This window comes from Pantoea sp. ICBG 828, assembly GCF_002928355.1.
GTDB lineage: Bacteria > Pseudomonadota > Gammaproteobacteria > Enterobacterales > Enterobacteriaceae > Pantoea > Pantoea dispersa.
The window spans coordinates 481,879-498,564 of sequence record NZ_POWN01000005.1; the positions used below are offsets into that span (position 1 = coordinate 481,879).

The 16,686-nt window shown below is 41.9% G+C and carries 21 protein-coding genes; 9 read left to right on the plus strand and 12 right to left on the minus strand.

What is annotated here, in order from left to right; genetic code table 11:
- Window positions 1–45 precede the first annotated feature (45 nt).
- On the plus strand, window positions 46–372 hold the full coding sequence (locus C1Y43_RS15115) for a hypothetical protein (RefSeq protein WP_034937995.1): 327 nt from the start codon (window positions 46–48) through the stop codon (window positions 370–372).
- Here C1Y43_RS15115 and C1Y43_RS15120 read toward each other — a convergent pair.
- On the minus strand, window positions 360–1,151 hold the full coding sequence (locus C1Y43_RS15120; protein WP_104188738.1) for a DUF4225 domain-containing protein: 792 nt from the start codon (window positions 1,149–1,151) through the stop codon (window positions 360–362). The two genes, C1Y43_RS15115 and C1Y43_RS15120, sit on opposite strands and share 13 nt — an antisense overlap.
- 82 nt (window positions 1,152–1,233) lie before the next feature.
- On the opposite strand from C1Y43_RS15120, the gene C1Y43_RS15125 reads away from it, so the two are divergent.
- The 3 genes from C1Y43_RS15125 to C1Y43_RS23655 are packed head-to-tail and all read left to right on the plus strand — an operon-like array spanning window position 1,234 to window position 3,751.
- Window positions 1,234–1,716 (plus strand): type VI secretion system tube protein Hcp, encoded by a 483-nt coding sequence (locus tag C1Y43_RS15125; protein ID WP_104188739.1) that lies wholly within the window; start codon window positions 1,234–1,236, stop codon window positions 1,714–1,716.
- Between the two features lie 60 nt (window positions 1,717–1,776).
- Window positions 1,777–2,754 carry a toll/interleukin-1 receptor domain-containing protein gene (locus C1Y43_RS15130; protein WP_104188741.1) on the plus strand — a complete coding sequence of 326 codons (978 nt, stop codon included), beginning with the start codon at window positions 1,777–1,779 and terminating at the stop codon, window positions 2,752–2,754.
- Window positions 2,755–2,797: 43 nt separating this feature from the next.
- Complete coding sequence (locus C1Y43_RS23655; protein WP_146068663.1) at window positions 2,798–3,751, plus strand: hypothetical protein; 954 nt, start codon at window positions 2,798–2,800, stop codon at window positions 3,749–3,751.
- Window positions 3,752–3,825: 74 nt separating this feature from the next.
- Here C1Y43_RS23655 and C1Y43_RS15135 read toward each other — a convergent pair whose 3' ends face one another.
- From C1Y43_RS15135 to C1Y43_RS15160, 6 genes are all read right to left on the minus strand, one after another.
- Window positions 3,826–4,134, minus strand: coding sequence for a DUF3892 domain-containing protein (locus C1Y43_RS15135; protein WP_104188742.1), 309 nt, complete (start codon window positions 4,132–4,134; stop codon window positions 3,826–3,828).
- A gap of 135 nt (window positions 4,135–4,269) precedes the next feature.
- On the minus strand, window positions 4,270–4,689 hold the full coding sequence (locus C1Y43_RS15140; protein WP_104188744.1) for a hypothetical protein: 420 nt from the start codon (window positions 4,687–4,689) through the stop codon (window positions 4,270–4,272).
- A 95-nt stretch (window positions 4,690–4,784) separates the two neighbouring features.
- Entirely contained in the window at window positions 4,785–5,204 is a 420-nt protein-coding gene (locus C1Y43_RS15145; RefSeq protein WP_104188746.1) for a hypothetical protein, read from the minus strand.
- Between the two features lie 13 nt (window positions 5,205–5,217).
- Window positions 5,218–7,050, minus strand: a complete 1,833-nt coding sequence (locus C1Y43_RS15150) for a hypothetical protein (protein WP_104188748.1) — start codon at window positions 7,048–7,050, stop codon at window positions 5,218–5,220.
- On the minus strand, window positions 7,043–8,563 hold the full coding sequence (locus C1Y43_RS15155; RefSeq protein WP_104188750.1) for a site-specific integrase: 1,521 nt from the start codon (window positions 8,561–8,563) through the stop codon (window positions 7,043–7,045). The genes C1Y43_RS15150 and C1Y43_RS15155 overlap by 8 nt, the downstream gene beginning before the upstream one ends.
- Window positions 8,556–9,773, minus strand: coding sequence for a site-specific integrase (locus tag C1Y43_RS15160; RefSeq protein WP_104188751.1), 1,218 nt, complete (start codon window positions 9,771–9,773; stop codon window positions 8,556–8,558). Before C1Y43_RS15160 ends, C1Y43_RS15155 begins: the two co-directional genes overlap by 8 nt.
- Window positions 9,774–10,182: 409 nt before the next feature.
- Between C1Y43_RS15160 and C1Y43_RS15165 the strand changes: the two genes are divergently transcribed.
- Window positions 10,183–10,590: a hypothetical protein gene (locus tag C1Y43_RS15165; protein ID WP_104188753.1), complete on the plus strand. Its 408-nt coding sequence runs from the start codon at window positions 10,183–10,185 to the stop codon at window positions 10,588–10,590.
- Between the two features lie 340 nt (window positions 10,591–10,930).
- Here the strand turns inward: C1Y43_RS15165 and C1Y43_RS15170 are convergent, their stop codons facing one another.
- The 4 genes from C1Y43_RS15170 to C1Y43_RS15185 form a co-directional block, all read right to left on the minus strand.
- Window positions 10,931–11,230, minus strand: coding sequence for a DUF1493 family protein (locus tag C1Y43_RS15170; RefSeq protein ID WP_058781700.1), 300 nt, complete (start codon window positions 11,228–11,230; stop codon window positions 10,931–10,933).
- On the minus strand, window positions 11,224–11,682 hold the full coding sequence (locus C1Y43_RS15175; protein ID WP_058781699.1) for an STM2901 family protein: 459 nt from the start codon (window positions 11,680–11,682) through the stop codon (window positions 11,224–11,226). The genes C1Y43_RS15170 and C1Y43_RS15175 overlap by 7 nt, the downstream gene beginning before the upstream one ends.
- A 264-nt stretch (window positions 11,683–11,946) precedes the next feature.
- On the minus strand, window positions 11,947–12,375 hold the full coding sequence (locus tag C1Y43_RS15180) for a tautomerase family protein (protein ID WP_104188755.1): 429 nt from the start codon (window positions 12,373–12,375) through the stop codon (window positions 11,947–11,949).
- A 68-nt stretch (window positions 12,376–12,443) separates the two neighbouring features.
- Window positions 12,444–13,199: an SDR family NAD(P)-dependent oxidoreductase gene (locus C1Y43_RS15185; RefSeq protein ID WP_104188757.1), complete on the minus strand. Its 756-nt coding sequence runs from the start codon at window positions 13,197–13,199 to the stop codon at window positions 12,444–12,446.
- A 231-nt stretch (window positions 13,200–13,430) separates the two neighbouring features.
- On the opposite strand from C1Y43_RS15185, the gene C1Y43_RS15190 reads away from it, so the two are divergent.
- Complete coding sequence (locus tag C1Y43_RS15190; RefSeq protein WP_104188758.1) at window positions 13,431–14,345, plus strand: AraC family transcriptional regulator; 915 nt, start codon at window positions 13,431–13,433, stop codon at window positions 14,343–14,345.
- 105 nt (window positions 14,346–14,450) lie between these two features.
- On the opposite strand, the gene C1Y43_RS15195 is transcribed toward C1Y43_RS15190, so the two are convergent.
- Window positions 14,451–14,840, minus strand: coding sequence for a hypothetical protein (locus C1Y43_RS15195; protein WP_104188760.1), 390 nt, complete (start codon window positions 14,838–14,840; stop codon window positions 14,451–14,453).
- A 450-nt stretch (window positions 14,841–15,290) separates the two neighbouring features.
- Between C1Y43_RS15195 and C1Y43_RS15200 the strand changes: the two genes are divergently transcribed.
- From C1Y43_RS15200 to C1Y43_RS15210, 3 genes are all read left to right on the plus strand, one after another.
- A complete protein-coding gene (locus C1Y43_RS15200; protein ID WP_021506488.1) occupies window positions 15,291–15,644 on the plus strand; it encodes a hypothetical protein in 354 nt (117 codons plus the stop codon).
- Window positions 15,645–15,788: 144 nt separating this feature from the next.
- A complete protein-coding gene (locus C1Y43_RS15205; protein ID WP_233209841.1) occupies window positions 15,789–16,268 on the plus strand; it encodes a hypothetical protein in 480 nt (159 codons plus the stop codon).
- A gap of 191 nt (window positions 16,269–16,459) precedes the next feature.
- Complete coding sequence (locus C1Y43_RS15210) at window positions 16,460–16,645, plus strand: YegP family protein (protein ID WP_104094051.1); 186 nt, start codon at window positions 16,460–16,462, stop codon at window positions 16,643–16,645.
- Window positions 16,646–16,686 lie beyond the last annotated feature (41 nt).

Genomic DNA, 16,686 nt, shown 5'->3' on the forward strand with positions numbered 1-16,686 from the left:
TCGGTTACAATCCTGAAATGTTCTCATGTTTCACGGATAATGGATATGAATAAACTACAAATCGAACAACTTTTACGACAGGAAGGGTTCACACCTAAAGAAATTTCCGTTATCCGTCAACATGCTGAGAAAGACGCCTACCCCTACCCTTGGTTGTTATCTCAACTTTCAAAAAGATTTATTGTTTCCATTATCCTGCTGATCATACTTTTCGCAGGCTTTATCTTCACATTAAGCCATGGTACTCATGAGAGCCTTGTCTCTTACTCGATTACGTTTTTAATAGGTTTCGGAATCATGTATGTTTTTGTTCCATTGAAACCTGCATTTAAAGCGTTCAGATTCATGAGAAAGCATGGTCATTCATTATAATTATCACTGATCGATTTGATTGCCATGCCGTCGTTATAAACTTCAATAAACAACTCTTTTCTACTCATTTCCTTGATACCGCGAACGTAGTCAGTGTTGAGGAAGTAGAAAAGTCTCCAGGCCTCCGGTTTCTGAACCAGACGAACAATGCCATACACCGATAGCGCGAGATCCATTGAGCTATAGGCTATCTGTCCGACCTTTTGATCAAAGCCCAAAAATTCCGCAGTAGCTACATAGCCCTGCTTCAGCAGCCCTTCGCTATCGCTTTTGCCATAAATCAGATTCTCAACTGATTCCTGAACACCGTTTAACCCATGGAGAACTAACATTCCGCCAAAAGCCGTTCCAATGATTGTTCCGGTAGCAAGGGAAGCGCCAACGACCGATACTCCGGCTATGACCTGTAGGCCACTTAGAACAACACCTACTCCATTAATCACATAGCCCCAGATATCTCCCTTCTTAACAAGCTCAACTGACGCATGTACAGCAGCTGTACCAGCACGAAGCATTCTGTCCTGAATCGTTAGATATTCATTTTCCTTTTTCAGATTCTGTATGCACTCCTGGCATTGCTCATCTGAAGAGCCGGAACGGATTATGTTAAGTTGCGCATTCACAAAAGCTTTGACATCGTCCTGAAACTGTAAGCGATTAAGCCCGTCTTTAAGATAGATAAGAGACAGGTTATTAGCATGAGCAAGCAGCTGATTTGCCTCTGCATTTGCCATTGTGAGGAAGTAATCTGCGAATCTGTTCGGTTTCCAGTAGTCCATGACTGAACCTTTGTGTCATTATGTAGAACGATAAGTTTATTTAATCAGATATGTTTGTTAAGTGAAAGAAAAAGGACCAATCATGAGTACCGATCTTTTCTTAAAAATCGACGGCATTATGGGTGAATCACAGGACAGTAACCATAAAGGCTGGGTCAACGTAGACTCATTCACATGGGGTGCAACACAACCTGGTAATATGTCAATTGGGGGCGGCGGTGGTGCTGGTAAAGTTCAGTATCGCGATCTAACAGTACAGACCCAAATCGACAAAGCAACACCCGCTGTCATGCGGTATGTCTCCAACGGCAAGCATATTAGCAAGGTTGAGCTTTCGGTGTGTAAGGCCGGTGGCAGCCAAATCGAGTACTGCCGCATTACACTCGAAGACGTTCTTATCACGAATGTTGTCTTTAACGGCACCACGAATCGTGATTTGATTGGAGTTTCATATCAGTTTCAGGCTTCAAAAGTTAAAACGCAGTATTGGGAGCAATCTTCTACTGGCGGAAAAGGCGCAGAGAGCCAATCTGGGTGGGACATTAAAAGTAATAAAGAATTATAATCACCTTTATAAGGTTGCTTGTCTTAAAAATAATTAAAATTTTCATTTGGAGAATAAAATATGACCAGCATATTCGTCTCATACTCGCATAAAGATGAGCAATTTCGAGAAGAGCTTGAAGTGCATCTTGCTATGTTAAAAAGAGAAGGCTCCATTGACGTATGGCATGATAGACGAATAGTGGCTGGTTCAGAAATTAATTCGACAATTGACGTTGAGCTTGAGCAGTCTGACATAGTACTGTTATTGATAAGTCCCGATTTTCTAGCCTCCAGTTACTGTTTTGACGTCGAAGTCCAGAGAGCAATGCAACTTCAATCTCAAGGAAATTGCGAAGTAATACCTACCATTTTGCGTCCATGTGACTGGCAATCAGCAAATGCTCCATTTAGCAAACTCTTAGCGGTACCAAGAGATGGTATTCCGGTATCAAAATGGCCAGACAAGGATGAGGCATATTTGGATATTGTTAAACAATTACGTAAAGCATTAGAATCTTTATCGCCTAAAACCAAATCAAAACCATCAAGACAGGTTAATTCAACTGAGCTCTCGTCCCCCTTGAATATTGCTCATGTTGATATACCGCGATCTAGCAATCTAAGATTAGCGAAAAATTTTACTGATGTCGACAAAGATAGATTCCTGGACGACGCTATTAACTATGTTCAAAAATTTTTTGAACAATCGCTACTGGAGTTGAAAGAAAGAAATGAAGGAATTGATACACGTTTGATACCGATAAATAATAATGCTTTCGGTTGTGTTATCTATCGCGATGGTAAAAGCGTTGCTAAATGCGGCATAAGGTTAAATACTGGAAGATCTTTTGGTAAAGGAATCTCTTATACTAACGATGAAAGCGCTCCTGAAAACACGATGCAAGAATCTCTTACAGTTAATTACGATGAACAATCATTATTTCTAGTGCCCATGGGTATGGCTTATGGCGGTATGCAACGAACAGTGAAGCTTAGTTTCAATGGTGCCAGCGAATACTTGTGGAATTTGCTGATATCTCCGCTTCAACGCTCTTAATTTATTATTCTTTTTGATAATTAAACTGTTAAGCGAAAATTTTATGCATGATCACCTTGTCACCATTGCTGGAATTATAGCAATTCCTTTTTCTGCCGTTCTGAGTTTATGCGGAATCTTGCTAGGGCTTTTCAGCTTTGATGAAAAAAGGAAAATACTTATATCATTAAAGATTAGTGAGTTAATATCTACTAAAAAAGTCAAGGCCGAAAAATTTGCGCAATGGTGGTCTGCTAAGTTCTTTTTACTCTTTGGCAAAAGTTTCTTTTCTAAAAGACAAATATTAACAGTTCCTTTTTTTACAATATTATATTCAAGTTTGCTTTTTGTCTCGTGGTTTTTATGGGTGCTGATTTTTTACAATCCTGAACATGTAATGCCAGCGCACATACCAACAGTTTTAGATGCATCTATAAATAGCTTTATAAGTTATGGCTTTTTATATTCATTACTTTTAGACTTCATCTCAATTTCAATAACACGAGTATATATAAAGTACTCTTTAAGAAATAGATTCAGCTCATTTAAAGCGATACTATTTTTTATAACGTCTATCTTTTTAATTGTTTTTTTATTTACCATAGTGATCTATAAATTAAAGATTAGTTCAATTGATGATCTTTATACAATGCAAGGACTTTATTTAGAAAAAAGACCAATTACAAATTGGGAGCCAGTTCAAACATTTTATTCATCTCTTAATATAATTCATAACGAAACAATGATAATAGTTACCTCTAAAGGATTAATGACAAATTACTTTATACCTCAAGCATTAATGCTTTACACATCGCTCATGACTCAAATAAGTTTGATTATAATTTTCTTATGTTATATTCTTATTAAATCTTTAACCAGATTAGAGATTTTATCTTTGTTTTTAGTTAAAAATGCTGGAACAGCTTCAATGAGTGCTTGGGGATTTATAGCCTTAGCTGTAATTTTAATAATATGTATCCCAATGACCCTCCTTGTTTTATCTATTTTTATAACATAAAATACAACAGTTTTAAATTTATATAAAAATGGCTCAACCAATCCATGCAGAGCCATTTTTAAATAATTTTCAAATTAATATTCGGGGAGATTCTCTAAATTATCCCTAGCAGAACCATTAGGCTTTGTAGTGATATAATCAACACCATTTACACGATCTTTTATTACTTCCTGTCCTTTTTTCCATTTATTATCTGTGTCTTTCAAGATAGTGTAAAAGATTTTTTTACCGTTTATTTTTTCAATTACCCATTCGCGTTTGTAGGAAGTGCCATCTCCTACTGTGTCCCCATTATCGACATGTACCATAACATCAGTAATGTGCGTATGTTTATCGTTATATCTAACTTTAGATATGAGGTAATCGGCCCATTTAGTTGCCATTATATTATCCAGAAGTATTCGCAGCTTTATCGCTGCATGTTTTTTTATACTCTTTGTAAACTACTTTTTCCAAACCAAAGTTCAAAAATAGTGATCTAAGACAATTTTTAAAGTGAAGTTTACCATCATGGAAATCTAAAGCCGTTTCCCCCTCCTCTTCTTTCTTGTAGTTATCACTTGATTTAGAAGTATCGCTTTCTCATACTTAACTCGCTCCTCAATATACACGCTCTCGGCTTCATCATCATTATCAATGACATAGTGGATTAAAGCCCGAAAGAAAAAAGTAATCTCATGCTCATAACCCAGCTTTACGATGACTCGGGGAGAGCTCGATTTCAAAGCGTTCGAGAGCATCGATACGATAGTGAAGCGATCTATCAACTCTGTTTTTGATTGAGGAAGATAATATTTTATGTAGTAACCAACACAGAATAACCAGATGTATCGAACTATCTTACTATGCGGAAAACCTGATTTTTTTAATCTTTCAATGAACATCTGCAAAAGCAGAAGTAGCTTTTCTTCCTTTGAAAGAACGTCCTTTATTTTCATAGATTGCATCCTTGCAAAATTGAGCAACCAATCCTTGGTTGTATATACAATATAACATATTAATTAAATTGCGCAACATCTACGCAACTCAATAATTAGTCGGCATTCGTCTCCCTGTCTATTTTTGGCAATTCAGCATTGAGTTTTTCAAAACTAATACCACAGTTCATAGCATTGTATTGCCATACTACAAACATCTCCTCCAAGTTTCTGAGCTCTTCTGTCAAAAGCTTATTTTTAGATTCAAGATTACTGATACGCTGCGAGGCAATTCTCAAATTAGCAGGTCGTTTGACCTCATCAACCCCTGATTTGATTTTCTTCTTCTTAAGATTGAACGCCATGACAATATCTTTGTGCAGCCCCAGTGACTGACGGGTCGGCCGCTTGCCAATCAGCGGCTCAAGCTTATCACAAAGATATTCCCATGAAAGCTTTCCTGACTTCTCGCAATCCCAGCCTGCTATAAGGTTCTTAATTATATTGATATCCTTACTATCTAAATGTTTAGCCATATAATTCTCCTTTTTATTTGATTTCTTTTCTTTTGTTTTCGATTTCTTCAGTACTGTTTACAGATGTAAGATTTTTCATGTGCGTAAAATCGTCGCCGTTCATTCTTACCAATGCTCCGTGCTCGAGATTTTTGCTTGTGAGCAATGCAATCAAATCCTGAAGTCTTGCATGTGTTTTTTCATGAAAAACAAACCATTTTTCGGCTCCGTACTCTTCCGCCTCCATATCGAATTTTGCCTTCTCCAGGATCTGCTCCGTATCTGACGCCTTGGCCTCTAACCTGTCCAGCGAGTCTTTGTCCCCTTTGACACATATATGATCGCTGCAGTTGATACAGTCCCTGAACTTCGTACACGGAGATATTACGTAGTCATGAGTGCAGTAGCCGAACTCTGTCACGTGAATGGCTGCATGGCCTATATCTTTAACATCAATACGCCATTCAGGGTTTGCTATTGCTCGAGGGATAGTTTTTTCTGGTTTAATGCCAATATTTTGCACACCAAGCTTAATTGCCTCCTGGATCTTCTTTTCCTGGCTGACGTGGTTATAGGTTCTGTTCTGAGTTTCCCTCACTCGTCCTGACCACTTAGCCAGTTCAAAATCTCCTAGCCCACCGCCTTGTGCAATCGTATTGAGCAAGTGTCTTGCCTGGTGACTTCTGAGTGAAAGGTTATTCCCTTTTGACCCTCTGTAGCCGTGCCTGTCAAAAATTGTAGAGACGGAGTGTGCCCTGCGATACTCAGTGCTCCCCAGATTGGCGCTGATAAGTGCGGCAGTTGGTCTGAAAAGGCTTCTTTGTGTTTTTATACTTGTGCTGAGTTGATACCGGAACAGCAGGCATAGTGAGTTGCTGTAACGTATGTTCTTTTCTTTATCGTACCAGGGGAAGTCCGGATAATTTTCGATATCCTCACCAGTAAGTTCAATCTCTCTGGCATAGGCTCGGGATCCCTCTGAAAGCCCTTTCAGATTTTTTATCGCAACCTCAGCAACCGGAACCATGACTTCTGGGATCCATTTCACATTTCCACCAAAGCCTTTTTCGGAATAAAATCTTAACCCATACCTCAGCTTTCCTTCTCTATCCTCCTCACGCATCTCACAATCAGCAGGCAGCGTCAGAATTTCGGTTACTCTTGAAGGTGCACACATGAGCAACGCAAAGACGGAGCTTACGAACAAATCCAATTCTGAAAGCTGGTCTTTTGGCAATGCGAAAATTTCTGCTATAGCATTCAATGACTCTTCGTCAGGTAATTTTGCCTCACGAGCATCTTGTGCAGTTTTAGTGAGCCTGTGGCTTGCTTCCGGCGCTTTAAGTGGGCTCTTCCAGAGCAATGACTGAGTGACCAGGAATTCTTTTTCTCTGAGAAATGAAACCAGTCCTTCAAGAACTTTGCCGCAGGCGTGCGCTACTGCTTTGGTGTATGTGCTTTTTAAGGTGACAACGCACTGGTTCAGAACAGTAAGATTAACGTACTGAACATGACTTCGCCCATTGACCTGCAGTAGGGCTGCCTCAAGTGTTCTGAAGACGATATTAAGACGCTTATTAATTTTCTTGCCCCCATTCATGTAGTGGTAAAGTACATAGCTTTTAGCGAATTCAATAAAATTCGTATCTAATGGCTCATTTACAATAATGGAGGTTTTTTTTACGCCTTTGACCGGGGTTTTAGTAAAAAGGAAAACTTTTGACCAGTTAACTTCCTCCCAGTTTATAAGACCGTTTTTATTGAGAGTGAACCGACAGTACCTTTCAAAATCATGAATGTTCTGTGCGCAATATTTTTCCCTGTGCGTTTCAAGTACGCTCACTTTCTCATTTTTGACATTATTCATTTAACACCTCCGGGTTTGATTTAAATTCTTTGCACTTATTTATTACTTCTGATACAGCAATGATCGTTCTGTCCAGTATTTGCGTAGTGACAGGATCTTTCACTATGTACTGAATCCTGTGACGCTCATCGAGTAAGTATACAAGTAGTTTTTCATGCGGCCCTTCAACAAAAGGTCTGAAATGCATGCAGGTATAACAGGGTATTGGGACACATGCTGTGCAGGATTTGCAATTAGCGCACTGCCCTGAATTTTCACCAGTATTAATTTTGATGTTGCCGCCTGGATATTTTTGCTCACTTTTTTTAATGAGCACTCCCTGAAACATTTTTGCGTAATATCCGAGCTCAGCGGAAACAGCATCTTCGATTTTATTTAAACTTTCTGGACCCGATTGAACATAAACGCCTGTATACATTAAGGTAGAGTGATCAAGTAATTCTCCTATTACCACCTCTCCGTAACCTTCTCTTGCAAGCCGTGTACCTAACGTGTAGCGAAACCGCCTGGCATTCATGTTTATTACTTTACCCGTCCTTTCCGAAACCACGTTCTCTGTTATGGCGATTCTTTTGAGCGTTTGGGTACACTTTACCGCATAAGCATGTAGCCTGTCTGAAGACAGAATCTCATGTAAATTCTCACAATCAACAACCCCTTCAAGTCTTTCCTGACAGAAAAACAATGGTAATTCTAATATCTCTTTCTCTGAGAGTTTTCTGCCGAGCTGCTTGCTAAAACTCTCAGAGACAATACGCGACTGCTCTTTAAAAATATTAAATAATTCACCTGTAATTCTGAATCGCCTGAATGAGGCTCTATACTTTTCGCCCTGTTTTATTCTGGGGATATTTATATAGCACTCGTTTATGGCTCCTTCTTTTATGATATCTTTCGTTTTTATCTGCGTGATTTGTAAACTTCTTCTGCCTGTGTGAATAATGATCAAGGCCATTGCAAGATCAGAATAGGATATCGTACCCTTATGGTATGCACGTGAGACAGCATCATAAAAGTTATCAAACTCCATGTCTGTCAGAGGCCCCTGAAGTGGGTCTCGTCTTTTAACAACCTCACCTTTTTTATTATCTTTAATCGTCCAAGCATCAACGAGGTCAACACAGCTTTTGGTAACCCCCTTAAAACCTAACTCATACCATTTTTTAATTAGGATCCTTAGACAACTGAGTTCCTGGTTTGAGAACTTATCATTTAACTTTGTTGTTAACATTACGGCTTCGTCTAATGAATCAAAACTCATAACTGAAATTAGCTTCAAAAAACACCTGTTAATTTGCTTAACAGAACCGGGGCTGATTTCTTCTGCGAAATATTTCAGTGTATTTACGTAACCGTATCTGAGGTTATCTGACAACTTTTCAGTGACCTCACCCACATTCAACTTAATATTTCTACTTAACTCCCAGAATTCATCTTCTAATCCGAATGTGTAACCTTCGTTTTTTGCATGAAAGATATCTTGATGCGCGTTCATTAACTTTAATTTATTCATAAGATACCCCGCTGAGCTTTTGGAAAATACCTTTCTGAATTGCCAGGGCTGCTTCCTCTGTTTTTGAAACGATAAATCGTCTGTTGTAGGTTTGTGCTGTTCCAGAACCTGGCTCCCAACCCATATGATTGGAACGCATTTTCTCTTGCATCTCTTCACTCACATGCTCGGTGCTTTCATCCATCAGTTTCGAAAATAAATAGTTCCAGGTATGTCTGAACTTATGTCCAGTCAACTTGCTTAAACCTGAGTCAATGCCTCTCAGTCTATAAATGATCTTATGGTATGCAGGAACGGAGAGAGGATCGCCACGTGTCTCTCCTTCTTTGTGCGTAATAAAAAGATATCCGTGCTTTTTCTTTCTGATGTTGGCTTTTCTTTCTCCTGTAATATATGAATGGAGAAGTCTAGTAAGTTCGTCAGACATGGGTAAATCTCTTTCAATCGTTTTTACGAGGGGCTGATTGACTCTTGTGTCCTCAATACTGTCCGCCCTCCTTCTTATGAAAAGCATTTGCGCCGAAAAATCAATATCTTCTACTCTCAGGTTCAATAACTCGCCACACCTTATCCCTAATGAATGTAATATCATGACTATAAGCTGATTTCTCTGGCGAACTTTTTTGTTGAATGGATTGAATTCACATTTAGGATCAATAACTGAAAGAAGGATATCCATGTCTTCTTCTTCGATTGTTTTATAGATGTTTCCTTCTGAATTCCTGTATTTTATCTTCGGCCTTCTGGCTTTTATTTTCCTTACAAAATATGAAATTTTCATGTAGGCATCATCTACATTTTTGATAGTTAGCAGACACAACCATTCGAGATATTTTGCTATTGTCGTAAGCCGTATGTACTTTGTCGCACTGCATACTCCAGGCTGATGATCTTTAATATTAATCACTTTCGCAGTCCTCATCCTTTTCCCGGCAAAATCCCTCAGAAGATCAATTTCGTTGTTATCCAAAAATCTAGCCGTTTGAATTCGCTCTTCAATGTCTATGTTACGTATAAAAAGAAACCGATAAAAAAGTGCGATACACCCTGCCTGAGTCTCAATTGTTTTTATCGAATCATCACTGTTTCTCAGTTGTGTTGAAATAAATAAACACGGATAAAACACTGGGATACCTTCTTTCTTGTTTTTTATTATGCAGTAACGTTCCCCACTCTTCATTTTAAATGTTTTGATACCATATCTTTCCATAATCTCCCCTTATTTATATTTAATTTTTTTGCAAACCACGTATAGGTTAAATATTTAAAAACAATAACATATGCATATTTTGCAGAATTATTTTATTAATATATCGCTCAATAGTTGTCAATAAAGAATGGATCTAAATTTTTCTTTGAAAATATGCATTAGGTATATAATAGGTTTATTCTATTTACCTGATACCTTAAAAACCCTCTGCAAAGCTTGGTATAACTAACTTCGCATTATTTCCGTAAAGTATTTTGCAAAATTCTTACCTGCTATAATCAAAATTCTTTCCAACTTCATTATCGCTTATCAAGCGGCATGTATTTTAAATATCATAATATTTAACCTTGTCAATAGTTGACATTATTTTAAAATAAGCTACTTATTGGTTATTTAAGAAGGACTACCAATGATCGATATAAAAAACAACATAGATAATATGTGGGTTTACTTTCCTGAGCATGAAAATGAGATTTTAAATGAAGTTAGTATGCTTACTTCCTTTCAGTTCTATGACCGTTATCTTTTAAAGTTATCTGTAAGAGAGTTTTTGGATTTTTTCCAATATCTTTGTGACTATAAAATCAATAACGAAATTGACGACTCGCATGCAATTTCTCAACTCATTAATTATGCTTTTGGCTACGATTCAGATAACAGTCATGACAATCGACCAAATGACTTTAGCTTTTTTCGTGATCGTGTAGAAAAACTTAGAAGTGAACACTTTGCTGAAAAAATCAACAGTGAAAAAAACAAACTAGGATTAAATATTAACTGCATTAGAGGAGGGAATGGCTTGCATGAGCGTCTATAACTCACACATTTAGGGACATTAATAGCCTTTCAATCATGAAGAAATCTCAATCACGCAACTTTCAAACAATCATAATTTGATAAATTTAGTCAAAAAACTAATGTTATCAGCCCCTGATTTCTGCACTTTGGTCCTAGCTTTGGCCCACCTCCTAATTGTAGTTTTTAATAAAACTAGCAAGATCAGAAAAGTATATTTGTATCTACAGAGACGCCAGCTCATAAGCGGCCTTCACACCTGAAAGCGATTTGCAAGCTGCGCATCGACTCACCGCTAAGTCAGTTGGCAATTCTGCATTTTCAATCCAAGGCTCATATCAACGAAGCATCCTTAAGATGCCTCAATTATCCAGCCAGCACCCGACTTCAGCAGAATCGATCAGGAGTTGAACAGTAAGTGGCTTATGCGCTTCGCTGAAATCATCTGGAAAGTATCGCTGAAAATTAATTGATTTGGGATCAATGCCAAACCTTTCAGAATACCTTTCAAGTAGTTCATAGGCATCAAGAGGATCCATACGAAAATCTTTATTCAAATCAGTAGAATGCTTTAAAGGATAACGTCGAAAGGTAAGAAGGCTTCTACCATTGTACTCAGCCAGAAGTGAATAAACTGCCTGCTCAATATCCTGCCTTACCATATCTTATCTTCCTCTGTAACAATGCGATTGTAACGTACCATAGACTGATAACCTATTTGCGCCACATCGCCCGCCAGGATCACCCAGCCAATCACAGGAATAGCACGCCCTACAAACGTCGAAAGCTTTGATGTCATTATTCTTTTAACTTCAAAAGGATTTGCGGGATTTTGAATCCAGGTAGGTAAGCGGAAAGGGAGCCGAATATCCCTAAGCAGTTTCCTTGAATACTTTGAGGCATAACTTGTGCCGGGCGTAGCACTACCCAGCTTGCCTCTGACGGTGATAGTTTTCTGACCGCTATAAATTGCTGCTGCCGCCAGAACATCCTTCGCGCCAGTGAAATGTTCTGCGGTTACGTCTACCATAATCCAGAAGAATAATTCCCCCGCACTGAGATTTGTTAGCCCACCATAAAAGTACGTTCCATTTAGCTGTTCGGTGGTATCCATTACCTTCTCCTTTCGCTTTATACAAGTCAAATCTTAAACCCAGGGCCGGGCAATTACCATTCCTGTTTCATTCTATTCCTTACCTTCTTATGCTCTGCCGAATGTCAACTCAGCCAGCTTAGCTGAGGTAATCACATCTGATGTTGATGTACATCTTTCCTTCAGCATGCGTAAGTAACATCAGACATACTCAATAGCCGCAACACTGTAATCTTCACACCATTCCCTGATAGTTTTCCCGCCCCCCTATCAAAAACGTTTCATTCAAATCGCCGCAGCATTGTCATCGCTGGCGCGAAGCGCTGCCAGATCGGCCTGCTGACCGAATATGCCCCAGTTTGTTTCTTCGATTTCCTGTATCACCACATAGACAGGCGCGACTGAAGTCCCTGACGGACGCCGATCCAGAATTGCGGTTGCTCCCATAATCAGCCTCTTCTTTGCACCCTCATCCAGGCCACCTTTGATGACATATATCTGAAGGGACACAACTGGCAACCATGCGGGTTTGTCTCCCATAAAAACGGCATCAGAAGAGTATTCAGCAAAGTAGCTCCATACCGTACTACGAACCAGAGGGGAGTCTGGCAGCGCCTCGCAATTAAGTCCTAACTGCGTCAGATCTCTGGCAACCTGTTGACGCTTGGCCGCATCAAAGGTGCCTGCTGGCGCATGAATGATCATTTTAGGCATCAAATACCTCTTATTGCATCAGGAGAACAGGATGGATTCCGCACCGGGCGGAATCCATCATCGGGCAACTAAATTGACTGCCCACCGGAGACTTCAATACGCTGACCGGTGACCCAGCGGTTGTCCGGTCCCAGCAGGCTGGCAATCATCGGACCGATGTCATCAGGCAGGCCCACGCGACCCAGCGCGGTCATGCCAACAAATGCCTGGTTGTAATCAGGGATATCACGCACCGCGCCACCCAGGAAGTCGGTCTCAATCGCTCCCGGGGCCACGGTATTCACGGTGATGCCGCGGCTGCCCAGTTCTTTCGCCATATACACGGAGAGAATTTCAACGGCGCCCTTGGCAGCCGAGTAGGCCGAGAAACCCGGGAACGACACGCGCGTCAGCCCCGAAGAGAAGTTGACGATGCGTCCGCCATCGACCAGCAGCGGCAGCAGCGACTGCGTCAGAAAAAACACTCCTTTGACGTGTACGTTAAATAACGCGTCGAACTGCTCTTCCGTGGTGGCGGTAAAGTCGGCCATTTCCCCATGCCCGGCGTTGTTGATCAGATGGTCGAACGTTTCGCGTCCCCAGTCACCTTTCAGGATATTGCGCATGGCGGCGACGAAACCCGGTAAGGACGATACGTTGCTGGTGTCCAGCTGCAGCGCAACGGCCTTACGGCCAAGCGCCTGAATTTCATTCACCACGGCGTCCGCCGCTTCTTTACCAGTACGATAAGTCACGATGACATCACCACCATGGCGGGCAATGCTCAGTGCGGTATTACGGCCAAGACCCCGGCTGGCGCCAGTTACAAGAGAAAGGGTTGTCATGAAATATCTCCTCAATAATGGGAGAGTGATTCTAACAATCGACAAACTTCCAGGGTTGCCCAATAATTTCTAATTATTGCCTGATTATTTTTATATTTTTATTTTGATGCCGTATTTACTAGAATGGTTGCATCTGAAATTTTTTATTAATTGCCTGATAATATGAAAAAGCATGAGCACTCGTATGAGCAACGCCCTGCAGGGGACGATGAGTTTCACTCTGCCGGGAGGATGGCGTCTTTGCTGCAGGCGGCAAGGCATTATGCTGATGAACACCACAACGGAGCAGGCGTTGCTGCAACGCCAGTTGATGGTGTATTCATTCTGCGCGAGACCGCGCCTACCGCATTGCAATTCGCTATCACTAAACCGTTGATCGCAATGGTGCTGCAAGGCAGTAAACGCGTGACCATGGGCAGCGATCGTTTTGATTTCGGCGCGGGGGAATCCCTGCTGATCACCATGGACGTGCCAACCGTGAGTCAGGTTATCAGCGCCAGTGCCGACACCCCTTATTATTCTCTGGTCGTGGAACTGGATGCGGCGGTGATTAGTGAACTGATGGCAAACATGGTCGGGCTGGAGGCTGCCACGGATTTGCCCGTCAGCATTGATCAGATCGAAGAAGATGTGGCAGAAGCCGCTTTGCGCCTGCTGAACATGCTCAGCAGACCGCGGGCGCTCGCCGTGTTGGGCAGCCAGTTGGTGCGGGAGTTACATTACTGGCTATTGTCAGGACGACACGGCAGCGCGCTGCGCGCTCTCGATAGCACTGACAGCCATGCCCGGCGGATTGCGCGGGCAGTCGCAATCATTCGGGCCAATTATGCGCAACCGCTGCGCATGAAAACCCTCGCTGACGCCGCCGGTATGAGCCTCTCGGTATTCCACACGCATTTCCGCCATGTCACCACGCTCACCCCGCTGCAATTTCAGAAACAGCTGCGCCTGCTTGAAGCGCGGAGACTGATGCTGACGGAAGGGACAGCGATCGGTATTGCTGCTAATGCGGTGGGATATGAGAGCGTGACGCAGTTTACCCGTGAATATTCACGGCTGTTTGGTTCACCGCCAGCGCGAAATATTCGGGAAACCCGCGCACTCGAGCGTTCAGTCCTGTCCGGTGAGCCTGCGTGGCGCAGTTAATTTTTCGCACAATGCTGTGTCAACGTTCACGGTTAACGACGTCTCAAACAGGCAATAAATTGTTCGAGTCTGTCGTTTCCGGAGAGGGGGTGACAATAAGGATTTTTATAAAACACTTCTAATATAGAGATTAACCAGCTTCACTTGGGTGAAGAGTCCTAACTTATTTTTCCTGGCCGTGTAAATGAAATGCACTACGGCTGCAATACTCATCACGCCAAAAAATAATCCTGCACCTTCTGTTTCACCGACAAAACAAAAAGTCGCCGTTAAAAAGATCAGCATATAAAGATAAATAACGACAACTGAAGACACTTCATTGGATAAGATCGCGATGACTGAACGCAGGTTAAATTCTGAAGTAATTTTCATTGGATAAACCGAAATTATCTCTTTATAACCGGCTCTGAAACTAAGTAACTCAGCCTTGTTAAAATCATCACCCTGAATTTTTGATTGAATCTTCTTCAACTTCTCGTTGATTTTTTCATCCATAATTTTTACCTTCCTGGCCTGACTCACATGGACATTATACTGACCTTGTTTGCTTTATTTGAAGCTTTTGAGTCAATCAACCCACTGCTCAGAGCTTCGTTAATCTCAATCAAAGACCTGCCTGATCGGCTATGGCGTGATTCCAGTTGTCATTTACGTCTTACTCCAGTACCTGCACAAAAAATCGCACGACGTTTTAGGCTTGCGCTGTAGCCCCGCCTTTTTCTCTAGCCAACTGGCGCACTTAGCACACCTCGTTTCTTTATCCTCTGCGCTGCGCCAGCATTGCGCCTGGCTGGCCCCTACGGCACACCGTTGCGCATTTATGCCAAAAATGCCCACAGAAACGGTACGATTCACTTACAGTTTATTCCTAATGCCCTGCGTTGCGCTCTGTGCCACTCTTAACTACGCTCATAACACTTATGATGCTTAATGAGGGAATATATTATGAAAAAGACGATTATTGCGTTATCCGCCATTCTTCTGACTTCTACGGCGTTTGCCGCCACACACGCAACCGATGAAACCGTCGCTGACGCCAAAGCGGGCGCCAATACGGCGAAAGAGAAACTGCATCAGGCGCAGCATCAGGGTGAAGAGCAGCAGCTCAAAGCCAAACATGCTGCCGAAGGTAAAAGCGATAGCCTGACCAGCAAAGCGAGCGAAAACTCGCAGAAAGCCTGGAACAGCACCAAAGAAGGTACTGAAAAAGGTTGGGACGCCACCAAAGAAGGCGCGCAGAAAGGCTGGAACAAAACCAAAGAAGGTGCCAGCGATCTGAAGAAGAAAGTCTCTGAGTAATTTCTTCTGATGTAGACAGCGATTGCTCTGCATTCATTTGAGTCGAAAACGCCTGGTGCACTGCATCAGGCGTTTTTACATCATAAGCATATTAATCCGCAGCGAACTTAGTTAAATTTCTTTCGCAGGAGCTGCTCTTGCGGCATGGCAAATGGGATGGATTTGGCGCTGATGCAAAAAGTTAATGATGTATCTTTGGTTGAAGTGCAACACGCAACGGACCGCGAACAGGCGAAATCAGAGGTATTACTCAGCGGTAGTTCTACCGGCATAATCATCCCCGGAAAAATCCTTGAGGCAGCAGTTAAAGTTACTGATAACCGCTATGTGCTATTTGTCACGGATGACGTGCTCTACGAGGAATCACTAACGATTGTGCTGATTGATTTCTCTCAGGGCATTCAGGAAATTGTCACTATTGGCAATGAGTATAACTCCGGCACATTTGAGCAATTGCATATCAGTGACCATTCACTTCAGTTTCGTTTTATCGGTGATTATATCTGGGGCCTGACACTGGAAGATTCACCGAAATTCCAGCTGCCATTTTTCAGCGATCCGAAAGGTGTCTCCCGCAGTAAAGCATTTACCCGATTCATGAACATCACGGCTTTACCCGCGTAATAAACACGAACTCATTACCCCAAAAGGCCGCCATGCGGCCTTTTTTGTGCCTGCCAGCAACCGGATTGATACAAAACGCTGCGATCCCGCTCCTGGATTCGGGCAAATTCCTAATCAGCGATTGATTAATAAGCAGGCTGCGCGAATAGTAAGCGAACCGGCCATCGGGTGCCGGCACAAGGAGAAAGCACATGGGATATTACGTACTGAGAAAAAGTGATACAGCATTGTCGCAGAAATACTGGTTTGTGCTTAAAGCCAGCAACGGCGAAACCATCGCCACCAGCGAGATGTACAGCTCAAAACAGGCGGCGGAAAACGGCATCCGCTCGGTGCAGCAAAACGGTACGTCGACCACCATTCACGACGAGACCTGACCTCGCGCATGACTGCGCAGTGATGCGCGAAGGTGGGTCAT